14 protein-coding genes are annotated in these 14379 nt (G+C 67.7%); 4 read left to right on the top strand and 10 right to left on the bottom strand.

Annotated elements, in window-relative coordinates:
- The first annotated feature begins 60 nt into the window (after positions 1-60).
- Complete coding sequence (locus FBY28_RS13990) at positions 61-495, top strand: hypothetical protein (protein WP_141867693.1); 435 nt, start codon at positions 61-63, stop codon at positions 493-495.
- On the opposite strand, the gene FBY28_RS13985 is transcribed toward FBY28_RS13990, so the two are convergent.
- Together FBY28_RS13985 and cwsA are read right to left on the bottom strand one after the other, a co-directional pair.
- Positions 492-2822: an arylsulfatase gene (locus FBY28_RS13985; RefSeq protein ID WP_141867691.1), complete on the bottom strand. Its 2331-nt coding sequence runs from the start codon at positions 2820-2822 to the stop codon at positions 492-494. The two genes, FBY28_RS13990 and FBY28_RS13985, sit on opposite strands and share 4 nt — an antisense overlap.
- Positions 2823-2882: 60 nt before the next feature.
- Positions 2883-3203: a cell wall synthesis protein CwsA gene (cwsA, locus tag FBY28_RS13980; protein ID WP_141867689.1), complete on the bottom strand. Its 321-nt coding sequence runs from the start codon at positions 3201-3203 to the stop codon at positions 2883-2885.
- An 88-nt stretch (positions 3204-3291) separates the two neighbouring features.
- Here cwsA and FBY28_RS13975 point away from each other — a divergent pair, with 88 nt between their 5' ends.
- Positions 3292-3828, top strand: a complete 537-nt coding sequence (locus FBY28_RS13975) for a peptidylprolyl isomerase (protein WP_174241837.1) — start codon at positions 3292-3294, stop codon at positions 3826-3828.
- Positions 3829-3943: 115 nt separating this feature from the next.
- Here the strand turns inward: FBY28_RS13975 and FBY28_RS13970 are convergent, their stop codons facing one another.
- Both FBY28_RS13970 and crgA read right to left on the bottom strand, forming a co-directional pair.
- On the bottom strand, positions 3944-4276 hold the full coding sequence (locus FBY28_RS13970) for a PH domain-containing protein (protein ID WP_216847682.1): 333 nt from the start codon (positions 4274-4276) through the stop codon (positions 3944-3946).
- 237 nt (positions 4277-4513) lie between these two features.
- Positions 4514-4795, bottom strand: a complete 282-nt coding sequence (crgA, locus tag FBY28_RS13965) for a cell division protein CrgA (protein ID WP_019512796.1) — start codon at positions 4793-4795, stop codon at positions 4514-4516.
- Between the two features lie 18 nt (positions 4796-4813).
- On the opposite strand from crgA, the gene FBY28_RS13960 reads away from it, so the two are divergent.
- Both FBY28_RS13960 and FBY28_RS13955 read left to right on the top strand, forming a co-directional pair.
- A complete protein-coding gene (locus tag FBY28_RS13960) occupies positions 4814-5596 on the top strand; it encodes a DUF881 domain-containing protein (protein WP_141867684.1) in 783 nt (260 codons plus the stop codon).
- Between the two features lie 31 nt (positions 5597-5627).
- Positions 5628-6287 carry an aminodeoxychorismate/anthranilate synthase component II gene (locus tag FBY28_RS13955; protein WP_019512794.1) on the top strand — a complete coding sequence of 220 codons (660 nt, stop codon included), beginning with the start codon at positions 5628-5630 and terminating at the stop codon, positions 6285-6287.
- Between the two features lie 31 nt (positions 6288-6318).
- Here the strand turns inward: FBY28_RS13955 and pknB are convergent, their stop codons facing one another.
- From pknB to FBY28_RS13925, 6 genes are read right to left on the bottom strand one after another with little or no spacing between them, the layout of a single operon-like run.
- Positions 6319-8193 (bottom strand): Stk1 family PASTA domain-containing Ser/Thr kinase, encoded by a 1875-nt coding sequence (pknB, locus tag FBY28_RS13950; protein WP_141867682.1) that lies wholly within the window; start codon positions 8191-8193, stop codon positions 6319-6321.
- Positions 8190-9383 carry a protein kinase domain-containing protein gene (locus tag FBY28_RS13945; protein WP_141867680.1) on the bottom strand — a complete coding sequence of 398 codons (1194 nt, stop codon included), beginning with the start codon at positions 9381-9383 and terminating at the stop codon, positions 8190-8192. The genes pknB and FBY28_RS13945 overlap by 4 nt, the downstream gene beginning before the upstream one ends.
- Positions 9380-10855, bottom strand: coding sequence for a D,D-transpeptidase PbpA (gene pbpA, locus FBY28_RS13940; RefSeq protein WP_141867678.1), 1476 nt, complete (start codon positions 10853-10855; stop codon positions 9380-9382). The genes FBY28_RS13945 and pbpA overlap by 4 nt, the downstream gene beginning before the upstream one ends.
- Complete coding sequence (gene rodA, locus FBY28_RS13935; RefSeq protein ID WP_141867676.1) at positions 10852-12267, bottom strand: peptidoglycan glycosyltransferase RodA; 1416 nt, start codon at positions 12265-12267, stop codon at positions 10852-10854. The genes pbpA and rodA overlap by 4 nt, the downstream gene beginning before the upstream one ends.
- Positions 12264-13868: a PP2C family protein-serine/threonine phosphatase gene (locus FBY28_RS13930; RefSeq protein ID WP_141867674.1), complete on the bottom strand. Its 1605-nt coding sequence runs from the start codon at positions 13866-13868 to the stop codon at positions 12264-12266. The genes rodA and FBY28_RS13930 overlap by 4 nt, the downstream gene beginning before the upstream one ends.
- Positions 13865-14332, bottom strand: coding sequence for an FHA domain-containing protein FhaB/FipA (locus tag FBY28_RS13925; protein WP_019512310.1), 468 nt, complete (start codon positions 14330-14332; stop codon positions 13865-13867). The genes FBY28_RS13930 and FBY28_RS13925 overlap by 4 nt, the downstream gene beginning before the upstream one ends.
- Between the last annotated feature and the right edge of the window lie 47 nt (positions 14333-14379).

Genomic DNA, 14379 nt, shown 5'->3' with positions numbered 1-14379 from the left:
GCCCACGGGCTCCGCTTTTGGTGAGTCGTCATCCCATCCCGCGGCCTTACGCTCATGTCCATGAGAATCACCGGTGTGTTCGGGGCATTGCTCGTCACCGCCGCCCTCGCGGGCTGTGGTTCCACCGACGGGCGCCCCACGGCGGCCCCGGCTGCCGAGTCCAGCACGTCGGCGCAGACCACCTCGACCGTCGAGACGACCACGGCCCGCCCCTCCCCCACGCCCGAGGGTTCGCCTATCGGCACCGCGACCATGCAGGTGCGCGGCGGCACGGCACCGGTGACGATCACCTATCAGATCAACGGCGAGCCCGAGCAGACCGAGACCAACGTGGCCCTGCCGTGGGAGAAGCAGTACCCGGTCTATGACAAGGTGCAGTCCTCGGTGCGCGCCGACGGCGGTGACACCGAACTCATCTGCACCATCATCATGGACGACAACCTGGTCTCGTTCGTCACCGAACCACGGCCGACATGCAGCTTCGCCTACTACTAGGTCGAGTAGGCCACGTGCACCTGGCGAATATGCCCTTCGAACGGGAACGGGGCACGCTCACGGTAATCCAGCGATACCGGTGAACCCAGGCAGGTCCCGATGTCGAGACAGTCGTTGGCGGTGAACAGCAGCGGCGCAGACACCGGAACCCGGCCCGCGGCCACCACATCACTGTCGACCGACAACGTGACGTCCAGTGGGCCGCCAGGACGCTCCTCGGCGTAGCTCGTCGTGACGACGATGGTGTGCCTGCCTGCTGAGATCGGCTGCGCCGAGCGCACCTTGGTCCGCATCAGGATGAACAGGTTGTACTCGTAGCAGAGATGGCCGGCGTCCAGGTAACAGGTCAACCCGCCCGCTGCGGCACCCAACGCGTAGAGCACTCCGTTACCGCCGGCCGGCACCTCGACATCGATGGTCACGACGTTGTTCTTGTTGCCCAGCGCGGGGGCGCAGAACTCGGGCATCCGGACCATGTCCCCGGCGAACGTCCACTCCCGATATGGCGGGGTGATCCGCAGCTCCGGGTGGTACACCGGAACCCACAACCCGCCGCCGATCGGCAGCACCGCGTTGCGCGCGGCCTCGATGGCGAACAGTTCGCGCAGCTGCGCCAGCTTCTGCGGCTCGGCGTCGGCCAGATCGTGGGCTTGGGACCAGTCCTCGTCGAGGTTGTAGAGCTCCCAGCGGTCCTGGTCGGGTGTCCACGTCGCGATCCCCGGCGGCGCGCCGGGCACCCACGGCAGCCGCGGGCCCCTGGCACACGCCAACCAGCCGTCGTCGTAGATCGCGCGGCTGCCCATGATCTCGAAGTACTGGGTTCGCTTCCCACCCCCGGCGGCGCGGTCGACCAGCGTCCGGGCGAAACTCGCTCCGGCCAGGGGCATCTGGGGCTCGCCGGCCACGGTGCGTGGCGGCTCGATACCGACCAGCTCGTAGATTGTCGGCACGATGTCGTTGCAGTGCAGGAACACATCGCGCGGCGCCGGATCGGCCGTGACCCGGGCGGGCCACCGCGCGACAAGCGGATTGCGCGTGCCCCCGAGGTGGGAGGCCAACAACTTCATCCCCTTGTACGGTGTGCTGCCCGCCCACGCCCACCCGGCGTGATACTGGTTGTCCACCAACGGTGATCCCAGCACATCGAGGCCACCGAGGGCGTCCAGAGCGTCGATATGTTGGCGCACCGTCGTCGGAATGCCGTTCTGGGCAAGGAGTTCGGCGATGGTCCCGTTCTGGCCCTCCCCCGATGACCCGTTATCACCCCAGATGTAGAGAAACAGCGTGTTCTCGCCGTAGCCGAGGGCGTCCAGCTCATCACTGATCCGGCCGACCTGGACATCGACATGCTCGGCATACCCGGCCGCGACCTCCATCAGGCGGCGCTGGAAGGGCTTCTCGTCCTCGGGAATGTCATCCCAGGCCGACAGTGTCTCGTCGCGCTCGGTGAGCGTGCAGTCCTGCGGGATCCAGCCCTTGGTCTTGGCCCGCTCGAACACCCGCTCGCGGTAGGCATCCCACCCGTCGTCGAACTTGCCCGCATACTTGTCGGCCCACTCCTTCATGATGTGATGCGGACCGTGCAGGCACCCGCTGGCCCAGTACATGAAGAACGGCTTGTCGGCATTGAAAGCCCTGTGCCGCCGTAGCCAGCCGATCGCATCATCGGCCAGATCCTCGGACAGGTGGTAGCCCTCTTCGGCGGTCTTGGTCGGTGCGACGACGGTGGTGTTGCGCACCAGGTGCGGTTCGTACTGCGATGCCTCACCGGCCAGGAAGCCGTAGAAATACTCGAAACCCAAACCGGTGGGCCAATTCTCGAATGGTCCGGCCGCGGTGGTCTCCTCGGCCGGAGTGTTGTGCCACTTGCCGAACGCGGAGGTGGCGTATCCGTATTGTTTGAGTACCTCGGCCACCGTCGCCGCCGAGCGGGGGATCTTGCCCGAGTAGCCGTCCCAGTCATTGGCCAGCTCGGCGATCTGGCCGTTGCCGATCTCGTGGTGGTTGCGCCCGGTCAGCAGCGAGGCGCGCGTCGGCGAACACATCGCAGTGGTGTGAAAACGATTGTAGGACACACCTTCTGCGCACATCCGGTCGAGCGTTGCGGTGTTCACCTCACCACCGAAGGCGGTGGGCAACCCCGGCCCGGCGTCGTCGATCAGCACGATGACGATGTTCGGCGCGTCGGCAGGCAGTCGGCGCGGCACCGGGCGAGCCGCGTAGCTGGACTCGCCGAGTGTGCGGCCGGCCACGCTGGCCGACGGAACCGGGGGGAACGGCAGAGACCCGCCATCGGGGATCTTCGGGGCCACGATGTCGGTGTTCATGCTGGTCCTCTCCGCGCACGGTGTATCCGACAAGTGATACACCGACTTTTCCGGAGCGGCTCAGGGTTTGGGGGTGATCTCCACGCTGGGCGGCAGCGTCGACGGTTCCGGACGCATCGAGCGGCGCACGATCGAGAACGTCACCGCACCGACGGCGAGTACACCGGCGCCGATCACCAGATACAGCAGCGGCCGGCGTTTCGGCGGTGCGGGTGGGGCAGGATGAAGCCGGGCGTTGAGCCAGGACACGCCGGAGGCGGCCGAGGACGCGCCGAGCCCGACCGTGCCGCGGGTGATGTCGACGGGACCCACCACGGTGTACCTCAAACCACGGCCGAGGCGTTGCGCCGGGGTCAACGGTGTGTCGGTGTTGGTGCTCATGGGCCACCTCTCTGGGCTGTCCGGAAGTCCCCCACAGCGTGCCACTAACTGCGGGGCCGTGGACAGCGGTACGGGACCGAGTGGCAGACTGAAATCCGTGACGAGCCCCATTCAGACAGCGACCGCGACGCTGCACACCAACCGTGGTGACATCAAGATCGCCCTGTTCGGCAACCACGCCCCCAAGACCGTCGCCAACTTCACCGGTCTGGCGCAGGGCACCAAGGATTACAGCACCGAGAACGCCACCGGCGGATCGTCGGGACCGTTCTACGACGGCGCGGTGTTCCACCGCGTCATCGACGGCTTCATGATCCAGGGCGGCGACCCGACCGGCACCGGTCGTGGCGGCCCCGGCTATCAGTTCGCCGACGAGTTCCACCCCGAACTGCAGTTCGACAAGCCCTACCTGCTGGCCATGGCCAACGCCGGACCGGGCACCAACGGCTCGCAGTTCTTCATCACCGTCGGCAAGACCCCGCACCTGAACCGCCGGCACACCATCTTCGGTGAGGTCGTCGATCCGGAGTCGCAGAAGGTCGTCGACGCGATCGCCACGACCGCGACCGATCGCAGTGACCGGCCCACCGAGCCCGTCGTGATCGAGAGCATCACCATTTCCTGACCCGGAGTCCCCGAAGCGCACGCTTGCCGATGTTCGGTGAGCGTGCGTTTTCTTTTGGTGTGTGCCGGTGTGTCGGGCCGCAGACACGCACGCTCGCCGGGAAGGCGGGCGTCGGTCAGCGGGCGTAACCGGCGGAACGCAGCGCCTCGAGCACCTCGACGGGACTGGTTCCCAGATCCCATCGGGTGAAGATGTGGAGCCGGTCGTCGGTGGTGTCGATTTCCAACAGCCGCTGTTTGCGGGCCAACCGACGGAACTCGGTGAGCCGGATCTGGGTGATCTCATCGCGCGTGATGACCCGTGTGCTCAGCCAGCCGCGTACCTGGAGGCCGGTCTCGGTGATTGCCAGTTTTGGACGTGCGCGCCACGAAAATGTTGCAAACAACAGCAAACCGATCGCGGTAACGATGCCGAGAACACGTCCCGGCACGTCTGTGACCACGGTCACAGCCACAATTGCCATCGCGAGACCAGCGATTCCGGTCCAGGCGATGGCCGCACTCTTCGGGGCCCAAAAAGTTTGCTGCATTCGCTCAAAACCCCCTCTTACCGGGAGCTTTGAAGTTATCCACAGGCGCTATCCCCAATGGGGATGAATCACAACGGTGTGATTGGGTTACGAGCAGGTTGCCGGCGGGATAACCACGGTGATGCACAAATCGGCTCATTCCGGACGACTTCGGCGTCAGCGCCACCGCATCGTCAGCAAAAGCCCGGAGATCATGAAGGCAAACGCGATCGCGTAGTTCCACGGACCCAGGTCGGCCATCCACCCCAGCCACGTGGGCGCGTTCAATCCGGTGGCACCCAACTGGAAGACGAGCAACCAGAACAGCCCGAAGAGCATCAAACCGACGAAAAGAACGACGAACCACACACTCGACGGTCCGGCTTTGACCTTGACCGGTGTCCGACTCACCGGGTTGATGGTGAAGTCGTTCTTCTTACGGACTTTGGACTTGGGCATGGTTAACCTTTGGAGACGATGGTCGAGGCAGTGGACTCCGAGCCTAACGCAGCGCCGACCCCCAAACGGTCGCTGTGGCGCTTCGGGGTGCCGATTGTGTGCCTGTTCGCCGGTCTGCTGCTGTCCACCACCCACGGTGTCGCCGACGGCGCAGAGATCCGGCGCAGCGACGCGCCCCGGCTTGTCGACCTGGTCCGCGAGACCAGCGCGGGTGTCGACCGCCTGACCGCACAGCGTGACGCCCTGGTGGCCGGCATGGAAAGCCACCACGGGGGCTCGCCCGGCGCCGAGGCCGCCCTGGCCGCCATCACCCACCGCTCCGATGTTCTGGCCGAACAGGTCGGCCTGGACCCCCTGCGCGGGCCCGGGCTGGTCATCACCCTCGACGACGCCCAGCGCGATGCCGACGGCCGCTATCCCATCGACGCCTCACCGGATGACTTGGTGGTCCACCAGCAGGACATCCAGGCGGTGCTGAACGCGCTGTGGAGCGCCGGCGCCGAGGGTGTCCAGATGCAGGACCAGCGCATCATCGCCACCTCGGCACCGCTGTGCGTGGGCAACACCCTGCTGCTCAATGATCGGACCTACAGCCCGCCGTATGTCGTCACCGCGGTCGGGGATCCGGCGGCCATGAAGGCAGCGCTGTCGGCCGCTCCCCTGGTGACCCTGTACAAGCAGTACGTCCTGCGGTTCCAGCTCGGCTACTCCGAGGAGGTCCGTGACGACGTCGAGTTGGCGGGCTACACGGCGCCGGTGCGGATGCGGTACGCCAAACCGGCAGGTCCGCTCGGCTACTGACGGCGCGGCCCGGCGCAGTAGCCTGATCGTCATGCAGGTTCTGGTCGTCGACAATTACGACAGCTTCGTGTTCAACCTGGTCCAGTACCTGGGCCAGCTCGGCGTGACGGCACAGGTCTGGCGCAACGACGACGAGCGGCTGGCAGATCCGGGTGAGGTGGCCCGGCATTTCGACGGCATCCTGCTCTCCCCCGGCCCCGGTACCCCCGAGCGTGCCGGCGCCTCGATCCCGCTGGTCCACGCCAGCGCGCAGACCAGGACCCCGCTGCTGGGCGTGTGCCTGGGCCACCAGGCCATCGGGGTGGCCTTCGGCGGTACCGTGGACCGCGCTCCCGAGCTGCTGCACGGTAAGACCAGCACGGTGCACCACCGCGATGCCGGTGTGCTGCAGGGGCTTCCCGATCCGTTCACCGCCACCCGGTATCACTCGCTAACGATCCTGCCCGAGACACTGCCCGCCGAGTTGGAATCCACCGGCGAGACCGACAGCGGTGTCATCATGGCCGTGCGCCACCGGGAGCTACCGATCCACGGTGTGCAGTTCCACCCCGAATCGATCCTCACCGAGGGTGGCCATCGGATGCTGGCCAACTGGCTCGGTTACTGCGGGGCCGCCCCGGACGAGGGTTTGGTGCGCACGCTGGAGAACGAGGTCGCCGACGCCGTCCGCGCGGCGACCGCCCGGGCCTGATCGCGACGGCGTCGGGCCGGGTCGGCAGCAGCTAGGACGCGAAGCTCAGCGTGATCGAATCCCCGTAGCCCACCCCGGCACCGGGCGCCGGATTCTGGTTGACCACGGCGTTGGTGCGCTGACCGCTGTTGTCGACGTTGGCGCCCTTGATCAGCACGCCACGCCAGCCCAGGGCCCGCAGGTTCGGTTCGGCATCGACCCAGAACTGACCGGTCAGATTCGGCATCACGAACTGGTTGCCGCGCGACACCCGCATCTGGATGACCGAGTCCTTGGCGACGGGCTGCCCGGCGGCGGGGTTGGTACCGACGACCTGCCCGGCCGGTGCGGTGTTGTCCACCTCGACCGGAAGGACGTTGGTGAAACCGGATGCGGTCAGGATCTGCTGGCACACCTCGACGCTCTGGCCGACGCAATCTGGCACCGCGACGCTGCCCGGACCGGACCCGACGATGACGGTGATGACGTTGGTGATGGCCGAGGTCGAGTTCGCGGGCGGATTGGTGCCGAGCACCTTGCCCTTGAGCTCGGGGGTGGACTCCGATTCGGAGGGCTGTACCCGGCCGAAGCCCGCATCCAGCAGTTCGGTGGTGGCCTGGGCCAGCGTCATGCCCTTCACCTCGGGCACGGCGCGCTGCTCGGGTCCGGTCGACACCACGATGGTGATGTCCTCACCCGCGCTGACCTCGGTGCCCGGCGACGGCTCGGTGGTGATGACATGCTCGACGCGCACCGTGGAGTCCGGGCGCTGCTGGGTACGGGTCTTGAAACCGCGATTCTGAAGGGCGGCAATGGCATCCGCGGAGACCTGGCCCGTGACATCGGGGACCTGCACATCGCGCGGGCTGCTCCCGAACGCGTTGATGGCGATGGTGACCACCACGGTCAGCACCGCCAGGACCGCGACGACGATCAGCCAGCGTCCCACCGAGTTGTTGTTGGGCCGGTTGGGATAACCCCCCGCGGTCGGGATGTGCTCGGTGGGCAGCGCCCGCGCATGCGGGGCCGAGACATTGCTCAACAGGTTGGTGCGCTCGGCGTCGGTGAAGATCTTCGGGGCCTCGGGCGCCTCGCCGCTGTGCACGCGGATCAGGTCGGTGCGCATCTCGGCCGCGCTCTGGTAGCGGTTCTCGGGGTTTTTCGACAACGCCTTGAGCACCACGGCGTCGAGTTCCGGGGTGACCCCGGCGTGCCGCGTCGACGGTGCGGCGGGATCCTCGCGGACATGCTGGTAGGCCACCGCCACCGGTGAATCCCCGACGAAAGGTGGCTCGCCGGTGAGGATTTCGTAGAGCACGCAGCCGAGTGAGTAGACATCGGAGCGGGCGTCGACCTTCTCACCGCGCGCCTGTTCGGGGGAAAGGTACTGGGCGGTGCCGATGACCGCGGCGGTCTGGGTGACGTTGTTGGCGTCGGCGAGCGCGCGGGCGATACCGAAGTCCATCACCTTCACGGCGCCGGACTTGGAGATCATGATGTTGGCAGGCTTGACGTCGCGGTGGATGATGCCGTGCTGGTGGCTGAAATTCAGCGCCTGGCACGCGTCGGCAATGATCTCGATGGCGCGCTTGGGCTCCATGGGGCCCTCGGTGTGCACGATATCGCGCAGCGTCACCCCGTCGACGTACTCCATGACGATGTAGGGCAGGGGACCGTTGGGGGTCTCGGCCTCGCCGGTGTCGTACACCGCCACGATCGCCGGATGGTTGAGCGCGGCGGCATTCTGGGCTTCGCGGCGGAAGCGCAGATAGAAACTCGGGTCGCGGGCCAGGTCGGCGCGTAACACCTTCACCGCCACGTCACGGTGCAACCGGGTGTCGCGGGCGATGTGAACCTCGGACATGCCGCCGAACCCGAGGATCTCACCGAGCTCGTAGCGGTCCGAGAGGTGCTGGGGCGTGGTCACGGGGTCTCACCAGGTGGTGATGCCGGCGGAACCCCGATGACGGTGGTGCTGGTGGAGGTCTCCTGCTGCACCGGATTGTCGCGCTTGTCCTGGGCATTCACCACGATCAGCACCGCGATGATGATGGCCAGCGCACCGAGCACACCGGCGGCCCACAGCAGCGCACGCTGGCCAGGGGAGAAGGTGCGTCGCGGTGGTGGCGGACGGTGACTGCCGGTACCCGCACGCGGTCGCGATGTGGTCACCGGCGGCCGGTACTCGGCGGCCGCGGCGGCGCGGGCCTGGGTGCCCGACGGGATCGCCGCGGGTGCGGCACGTCCGATGGTCGGCGCCGAGTTGGGGCGCGGTGGGCGGCGACCGGCGCGCACCGCGGCGACGGCGTCGGCGAACGGCCCACCCGAGCGGTACCGGTGGTTGGGCTCCTTGGCCAGCGTGATCTCGATGAGCTCGCGCACGTTGGGCGGCAGATCGGCGGGAAGCGGCGGCGGGGCCTCCTTGATGTGCTTCATCGCGACCGTCAGCGCGCCGTCGCCGGTGAAGGGGCGCTTGCCCGACAACGACTCGTAGCCGACGACACCGAGGGAGTACACATCGGATGCGGCGGTCGCGTCGCGGCCGAGGGCCTGTTCGGGGGCGATGTACTGGGCGGTGCCCATCACCATGCCGGTCTGGGTGACCGGGGCGGCGTCGACGGCCTTGGCGATGCCGAAGTCGGTCAGCTTCACCTGCCCGGTGGGGGTGATCAGGATGTTGCCGGGTTTGACGTCGCGGTGCACCAGGCCCGCGGTGTGCGCGACCTGCAGGGCGCGGCCGGTCTGTTCCAGCATGTCCAACGCGTGCCGCAGCGAAAGACGGCCGGTGCGCTTGATGACCGAATTCAGCGGTTCACCGTTGACAAGCTCCATCACCAGATAGGCGGTGCGGCCCTCGCCGGCGTCCATCTCGGTCTCGCCGTAGTCGTACACGCTGGCGATACCGGGATGGTTGAGCATCGCGACGGTGCGGGCCTCGCCGCGGAAGCGTTCCACGAACTCCGAGTCCTCGGAGAACTCGGCCTTGAGCACCTTGATCGCGACCTGGCGGCCGAGGCGGGTGTCCAGTCCCTCCCACACCTGGCCCATACCGCCGGTGGCGATCAGGCGCTGCAGCCGGTAGCGCCCCGACAGCGTCACTCCGACCCGGGCCGTCATGATCCCTCCCGGAGTGCGGCGGCTATGGTGGCGCGCCCGATCGGGGCGGCTACGGCGCCGCCGGTCGCGGACAATCGGTCTCCGCCATTCTCCACGAGGACGGCGACGGCCACCTTCGGGGCTTGGGCCGGCGCGAAAGCGATGTACCAGGCGTGGGGCGGGGTGTTGCGGGGATCGGTGCCATGCTCGGCAGTGCCCGTCTTGGATGCGATCTGCACGCCGGCGATGGCTCCCTTCTGCTGCGTCACCTGCTCGGCGCCCACCATCAAATCGGTAAGTGTAGCTGCGACCTGCGGTGACACCGCTCGTCGCTGTTCACTCGGAGCGGTGGTGGCGATGTTGGACAGGTCCGGTCCCTTGAGGGTATCGACCAGATACGGAGTCATGGTGACGCCGCCGTTGGCGATGGTCGCGGCCACCATCGCATTCTGCAGGGGGGTGACCGCGACATCGCGCTGCCCGATGCTGGACATCCCCAGCGCGGCGGCATCGTTGATCGGGCCGACGGTCGACTCGGCGACCTGCAGCGGGATGGCCGCCGGGGCGCTGTCCAGACCGAACGCCCGGGCGGTGGCCTTGAGTTTGTCGGCACCGGTGTCGATGCCCAGCTCGACGAAGGCGGTGTTGCAGGACCGGGCGAAGGCCTCGCGCAGCGGCGCGGTGGGGCCGCCGCCGCACGGGCTGCCGCCGTAGTTCTCCAGGGTGGCGGTGGTGTCGGGCAGCGCGATGCGTGGGGCCGCGGTGAGCTGGGTGTCCGGTGTGGCGCCGGCCTGCAGCGCGGCGGCGGTGGTGAGCACCTTGAACGTCGAGCCCGGGGGATAGGTCTCCGAGATCGCCCGATTGAGCAGCGGGGCGTCGGCGTCGTCACGCAGCTGTTCCCAGGCCTTGGTCTGCACCGCACCGTCGTGGCTGGCCAGCTGGTTGGGGTCGTAGGACGGTGCCGACACCATGGCCAGGATCTTGCCCGTCGACGGTTCCAGCGCGACGACGGCGCCCTTGCACGGGCCGTCGCAGCCGTTCTCCATGGCCTCCCAGGCCGCTTCCTGCACATCGGGTTTGACCGTGGTGTCGACGTTGCCGCCGCGCGGGTCCCGCCCGGTGAAGAAGTCGGCGAGGCGCTTGCCGAACAGCCGCTCGTCGGAGCCGTTGAGGATGGGATCCTCGGCGCGTTCCAGACCGCTGCTGGAGTAGCCCAGCGAGTAGAAGCCGGTGACCGGGGCGTAGGTCTGCGGTTTCGGGTAGGTCCGCAGGAAGCGGAACCGGCCGTCGGTGGACACCGAGTACGCCAGCAGTTCGCCGCCTGCGGTGATCTGGCCGCGCTGGCGGGAGTATTCGTCGAGCAGCACCCGCTGGTTGCGCGGATCGGCGCGGTAACCGTCGGCGGTGAACACCTGGGTCAGGGTGGCGTTGGCGAGCAACAGCACGACCAGTGCCATGAAGACGACGGAGAGTCGGCGCAGCGAGGTGTTCATGCTTTCCCGATCACCTCGGTGGACGCCGCGGCGATGGGGGCCGGGTTGGGCCCGGTGGTGGGTCCGATCGGTCGGCGCGCGGCGTGCGAGATGCGGACCAGGATGGCCAGCAGCACATAGTTGGCCAGCAATGACGAACCGCCGTAGGACATCCACGGGGTGGTCAGTCCGGTCAGCGGGATCAGCTTGGTGACGCCGCCGACGACGATGAACAGTTGGATCGCCAGCGTCGAGGCCAGCCCCGCGGCCAGCAGTTTGCCGAAGCTGTCCCGCACGGCGATCGCGGTGCGCAGGCCGCGGGTGATCAAGATGGTGTAGAGCATGAGAACGCCTGCCAGACCGACCAATCCGAGCTCTTCCCCCACCGCGGCGATGATGAAGTCGGTGGAGGCGGCAGGGACGGTGCCGGGTTGGCCGTTGCCGAGCCCGGTGCCGAAGATGCCACCGGTGGCGAAGCTGAACAGCGACTGCACCATCTGGTAGCCGGCACCGTCCGGGTCGGCGAACGGATCCAGCCAGTTCTGCACCCGCACCCGGACGTGGCCGAAGAGGTGGTAGGCCAGCACGCTGCCGACGGCGAACAAGCCGAGACCGATGATCACCCAGGCCAGTCGGTCGGTGGCGATGTAGAGCAGTACCAAGAACGAGGCGTAGAGCAAAAGCGAAGTGCCAAGGTCCTTTTCGAAGACCATGACACCGACCGAGGCAATCCAGGCCACCAGCAGCGGGGCCAGGTCGCGCGGCCGGGGCAGATCGACACCCAGGACGTGTTTGCCCGCGTTGGTGAACAATTCACGCTTGGAGACCAGGACGGCGGCAAAGAAGGTCAGCAAGAGGATCTTGGAGAACTCGGCGGGCTGGATGGAGAAGCCTTCGAACCGGATCCAGATCTTGGCGCCGTTCTGCTCGGAGAAACGGGCCGGCAGCAGCGCCGGAATCACCAGCAGCACAAGGCCGACCAGGCCGCAGGTGTATCCGTAGCGGGCCAGCATGCGGTGATCGCGCAATACCGCGAGCACCGCGGCGAAGGCCGCCACCCCGACCAGCGTCCACAGCATCTGCTGGGCGGCGTTGCCACCGATGCTGTCCTGGTCGAGTTCGCGTTGGGCCAGGTCGAGCCGATGGATCATCACCAGGCCCAGCCCGTTGAGCAGCGCGACGACGGGTAGCAGCAGCGGATCGGCGTAGGGGGCATAGCGGCGGATGGCCAGATGGGCTCCGCTGAACAGGGCCAGATAGGCCAGCGTGTACTGGGCCAGATCCCAGTTGACGCCCTGCTCCTGGTTGGCCTCCACGATCAGCAGCGCCACGGTGGTGATGACCGCGGCGAAGATCAGCAGGCCCAGTTCGGCGTTGCGCCGATTCGGCAGGGGAGGGGTGAGCGAGACCGGTGACTGAGGCTCAGTGCTCATGACGCGGTCCGGCAATTGGTGCCCGGCTCCGGCGGTGAGGGCGGCAGAGCCGTGACGGTCGGGGAGGGGGCCGGCGGGGGAGTGGTCGCGGGCGCCGCGGGCGGGGTGGATCCGCCGGCGCGAGGTGACACCGCCGGATCCGGCGCGTCCGCGTCGTCCTGGTCGGCGGGGGCGGGCTGACCGGTGCGGGTCGTGGTCGAGGGGGCCGAGGTGGCCGGTCGAGGCGCGCCGGAGGTGGGTGCCGCCGCGGTGCCCGTCGGGGCAGCCGGCCTGGAGGCGGGCGCCGGGGTGGGCCGCGGGGTGGGAGTCGGTGACGGGGTGGCCGTCTTGGTCGGCACCGTGCAGATGGGCAGCAACGAGGTGCGCGACAGTTCGTTGATCTGGCGGATCGCGTCATCCAGGGTGCCCGACGGCAGTCCCGCGGCCACCTGGGCGCGTTCGGATTCCCGGATGTCGTCGACGCCGAGCAACTGGCAATCGAGGGCGTCCTTGGATTGGCCGAAGCTGATCAAGGACAGTTCGTTTCGGGAGTTCAGACACCCGACCAGGAACGGTTCCTGCAGGGGAAGGCCCAGAAAGGAGCCCTGCACACCGCGCATGATCGCGACGGTGCCGTCCTCTTCGCTGACGTAATAGTTGTTGCGAATGATCTCGCGGGCGATGGCCAGCCCCGCCACCACTACCAGGAGGACCACCACGGCGGCGATCAGCATCCGGCGCTTGGAGCGGGGCGGGCGTTGCTCTTCGGGTTGGGTGACAACCCTTTTGGGCTGGTTGCGTTTGGGGTTGAATGCCGACGCCCGGCCCGCCGAGGTGTTCGGCGGTGCGGTGTCGTTGTCCTCGCCCGAGACCGCGCCGGCCAGGATGGGCTGGGTCTGGCCGTAGTCGTAGTCGACGACGTCGGCGACCACCACGGTCACGTTGTCCGGCCCGCCGCCGCGCAGCGCGAGTTCGATGAGCCGGTCGGCGGCATCGGTGACATCGGGGATCTGCAGCGCCTCGGCGATGGTCTCCTGGCTGACCGGGTCGGACAGGCCGTCCGAACACAGCAGGTAACGATCACCGACGCGGGCTTCCCGCATGATCAGGGTCGGTTCGACCTCGTGACCGGTGAGTGCCCGCATGATCAGCGAGCGCTGGGGATGGCTGTGCGCCTCCTCGGCGGTGATGCGTCCCTCGTCGACCAGGGTCTGGACGAAGGTGTCGTCCTTGGTGATCTGGGTCAGCTCGCCGTCGCGCATGAGGTAGCCGCGTGAGTCGCCGATGTGCACCAGGCCGAGGCGGCCGCCGGCGAACAGGATGGCCGTCAGCGTGGTGCCCATGCCCTCGAGCTCTGGGTCGGCTTCCACATGCGCGGCGATGGCCGAGTTGCCCTCGTGGACGGCGACATTGAGCTTGTTCAGCAGGTCGCCACCGGGTTCGTCATCATCGAGGTGGGCCAGCGCGGCGATCACCAGCTGTGAGGCGACCTCACCGGCGGCGTGGCCACCCATCCCGTCGGCGAGGGCCAACAGGCGGGCACCGGCATATACCGAGTCCTCGTTGTTGGCGCGCACCAACCCGCGATCACTACGCGCTGCATAACGCAATACGAGTGTCACGGGCGCAGCTCGATTACCGTCTTGCCGATCCGTACCGGCGTTCCCATCGGAACCCTTACCGCCGTAGTCACCTTCGCCCTGTCAAGGTATGTACCGTTGGTCGATCCTAGGTCCTCGACGTACCATTCCGAGCCCCGAGGCGACAGCCTGGCGTGCCGTGTCGAGGCGTAATCATCGGTGAGTACCAGCGTGGAATCGTCGGCGCGACCGATCAGCACCGGCTGGCTGCCCAGCGTGATGCGGGTGCCGGCAAGGGCGCCCTCGGTGACGACCATGTGTTTGGCGATGTGTCGCCGTTCGCCGCGGGGCAGCAACGGCCCGCGCAGGGCAAGGCCGCGACGCACCATCACCGCGCCGGTCGGCGCGTAGATATCGGTGCGCAGGATGCGCAGCACCGACCAGATGAACAGCCACAGCAGCAGCAGGAATCCGACGCGGGTCAGCTGCAGAACTAGCCCCTGCATCTGACGTCCTCTCCATCGCGGTGCGCTGTCGCGGACACGATACTGGG

The sequence above is a fragment of the Arthrobacter sp. SLBN-53 genome, assembly GCF_006715585.1.
Lineage (GTDB): Bacteria > Actinomycetota > Actinomycetes > Mycobacteriales > Mycobacteriaceae > Mycobacterium > Mycobacterium neoaurum_A.
The sequence above is the reverse complement of the archived record's forward strand: the minus strand, read 5'-3'. Positions and strand labels throughout refer to the sequence as shown.

Excerpts from the sequence above, each read along its gene's own strand:
- cwsA (WP_141867689.1), bottom strand. The coding sequence starts at position 3,203 with ATGAGCACCAACACCGACACACCGTTGACCCCGGCGCAACGCCTCGGC.
- pbpA (WP_141867678.1), bottom strand. The coding sequence starts at position 10,855 with ATGAACACCTCGCTGCGCCGACTCTCCGTCGTCTTCATGGCACTGGTC.
- FBY28_RS13955 (WP_019512794.1), top strand. The coding sequence starts at position 5,628 with ATGCAGGTTCTGGTCGTCGACAATTACGACAGCTTCGTGTTCAACCTG.
- crgA (WP_019512796.1), bottom strand. The coding sequence starts at position 4,795 with ATGCCCAAGTCCAAAGTCCGTAAGAAGAACGACTTCACCATCAACCCG.
- rodA (WP_141867676.1), bottom strand. The coding sequence starts at position 12,267 with ATGAGCACTGAGCCTCAGTCACCGGTCTCGCTCACCCCTCCCCTGCCG.
- FBY28_RS13990 (WP_141867693.1), top strand. The coding sequence starts at position 61 with ATGAGAATCACCGGTGTGTTCGGGGCATTGCTCGTCACCGCCGCCCTC.
- FBY28_RS13925 (WP_019512310.1), bottom strand. The coding sequence starts at position 14,332 with ATGCAGGGGCTAGTTCTGCAGCTGACCCGCGTCGGATTCCTGCTGCTG.
- FBY28_RS13945 (WP_141867680.1), bottom strand. The coding sequence starts at position 9,383 with ATGACGGCCCGGGTCGGAGTGACGCTGTCGGGGCGCTACCGGCTGCAG.
- FBY28_RS13960 (WP_141867684.1), top strand. The coding sequence starts at position 4,814 with ATGGTCGAGGCAGTGGACTCCGAGCCTAACGCAGCGCCGACCCCCAAA.
- FBY28_RS13985 (WP_141867691.1), bottom strand. The coding sequence starts at position 2,822 with ATGAACACCGACATCGTGGCCCCGAAGATCCCCGATGGCGGGTCTCTG.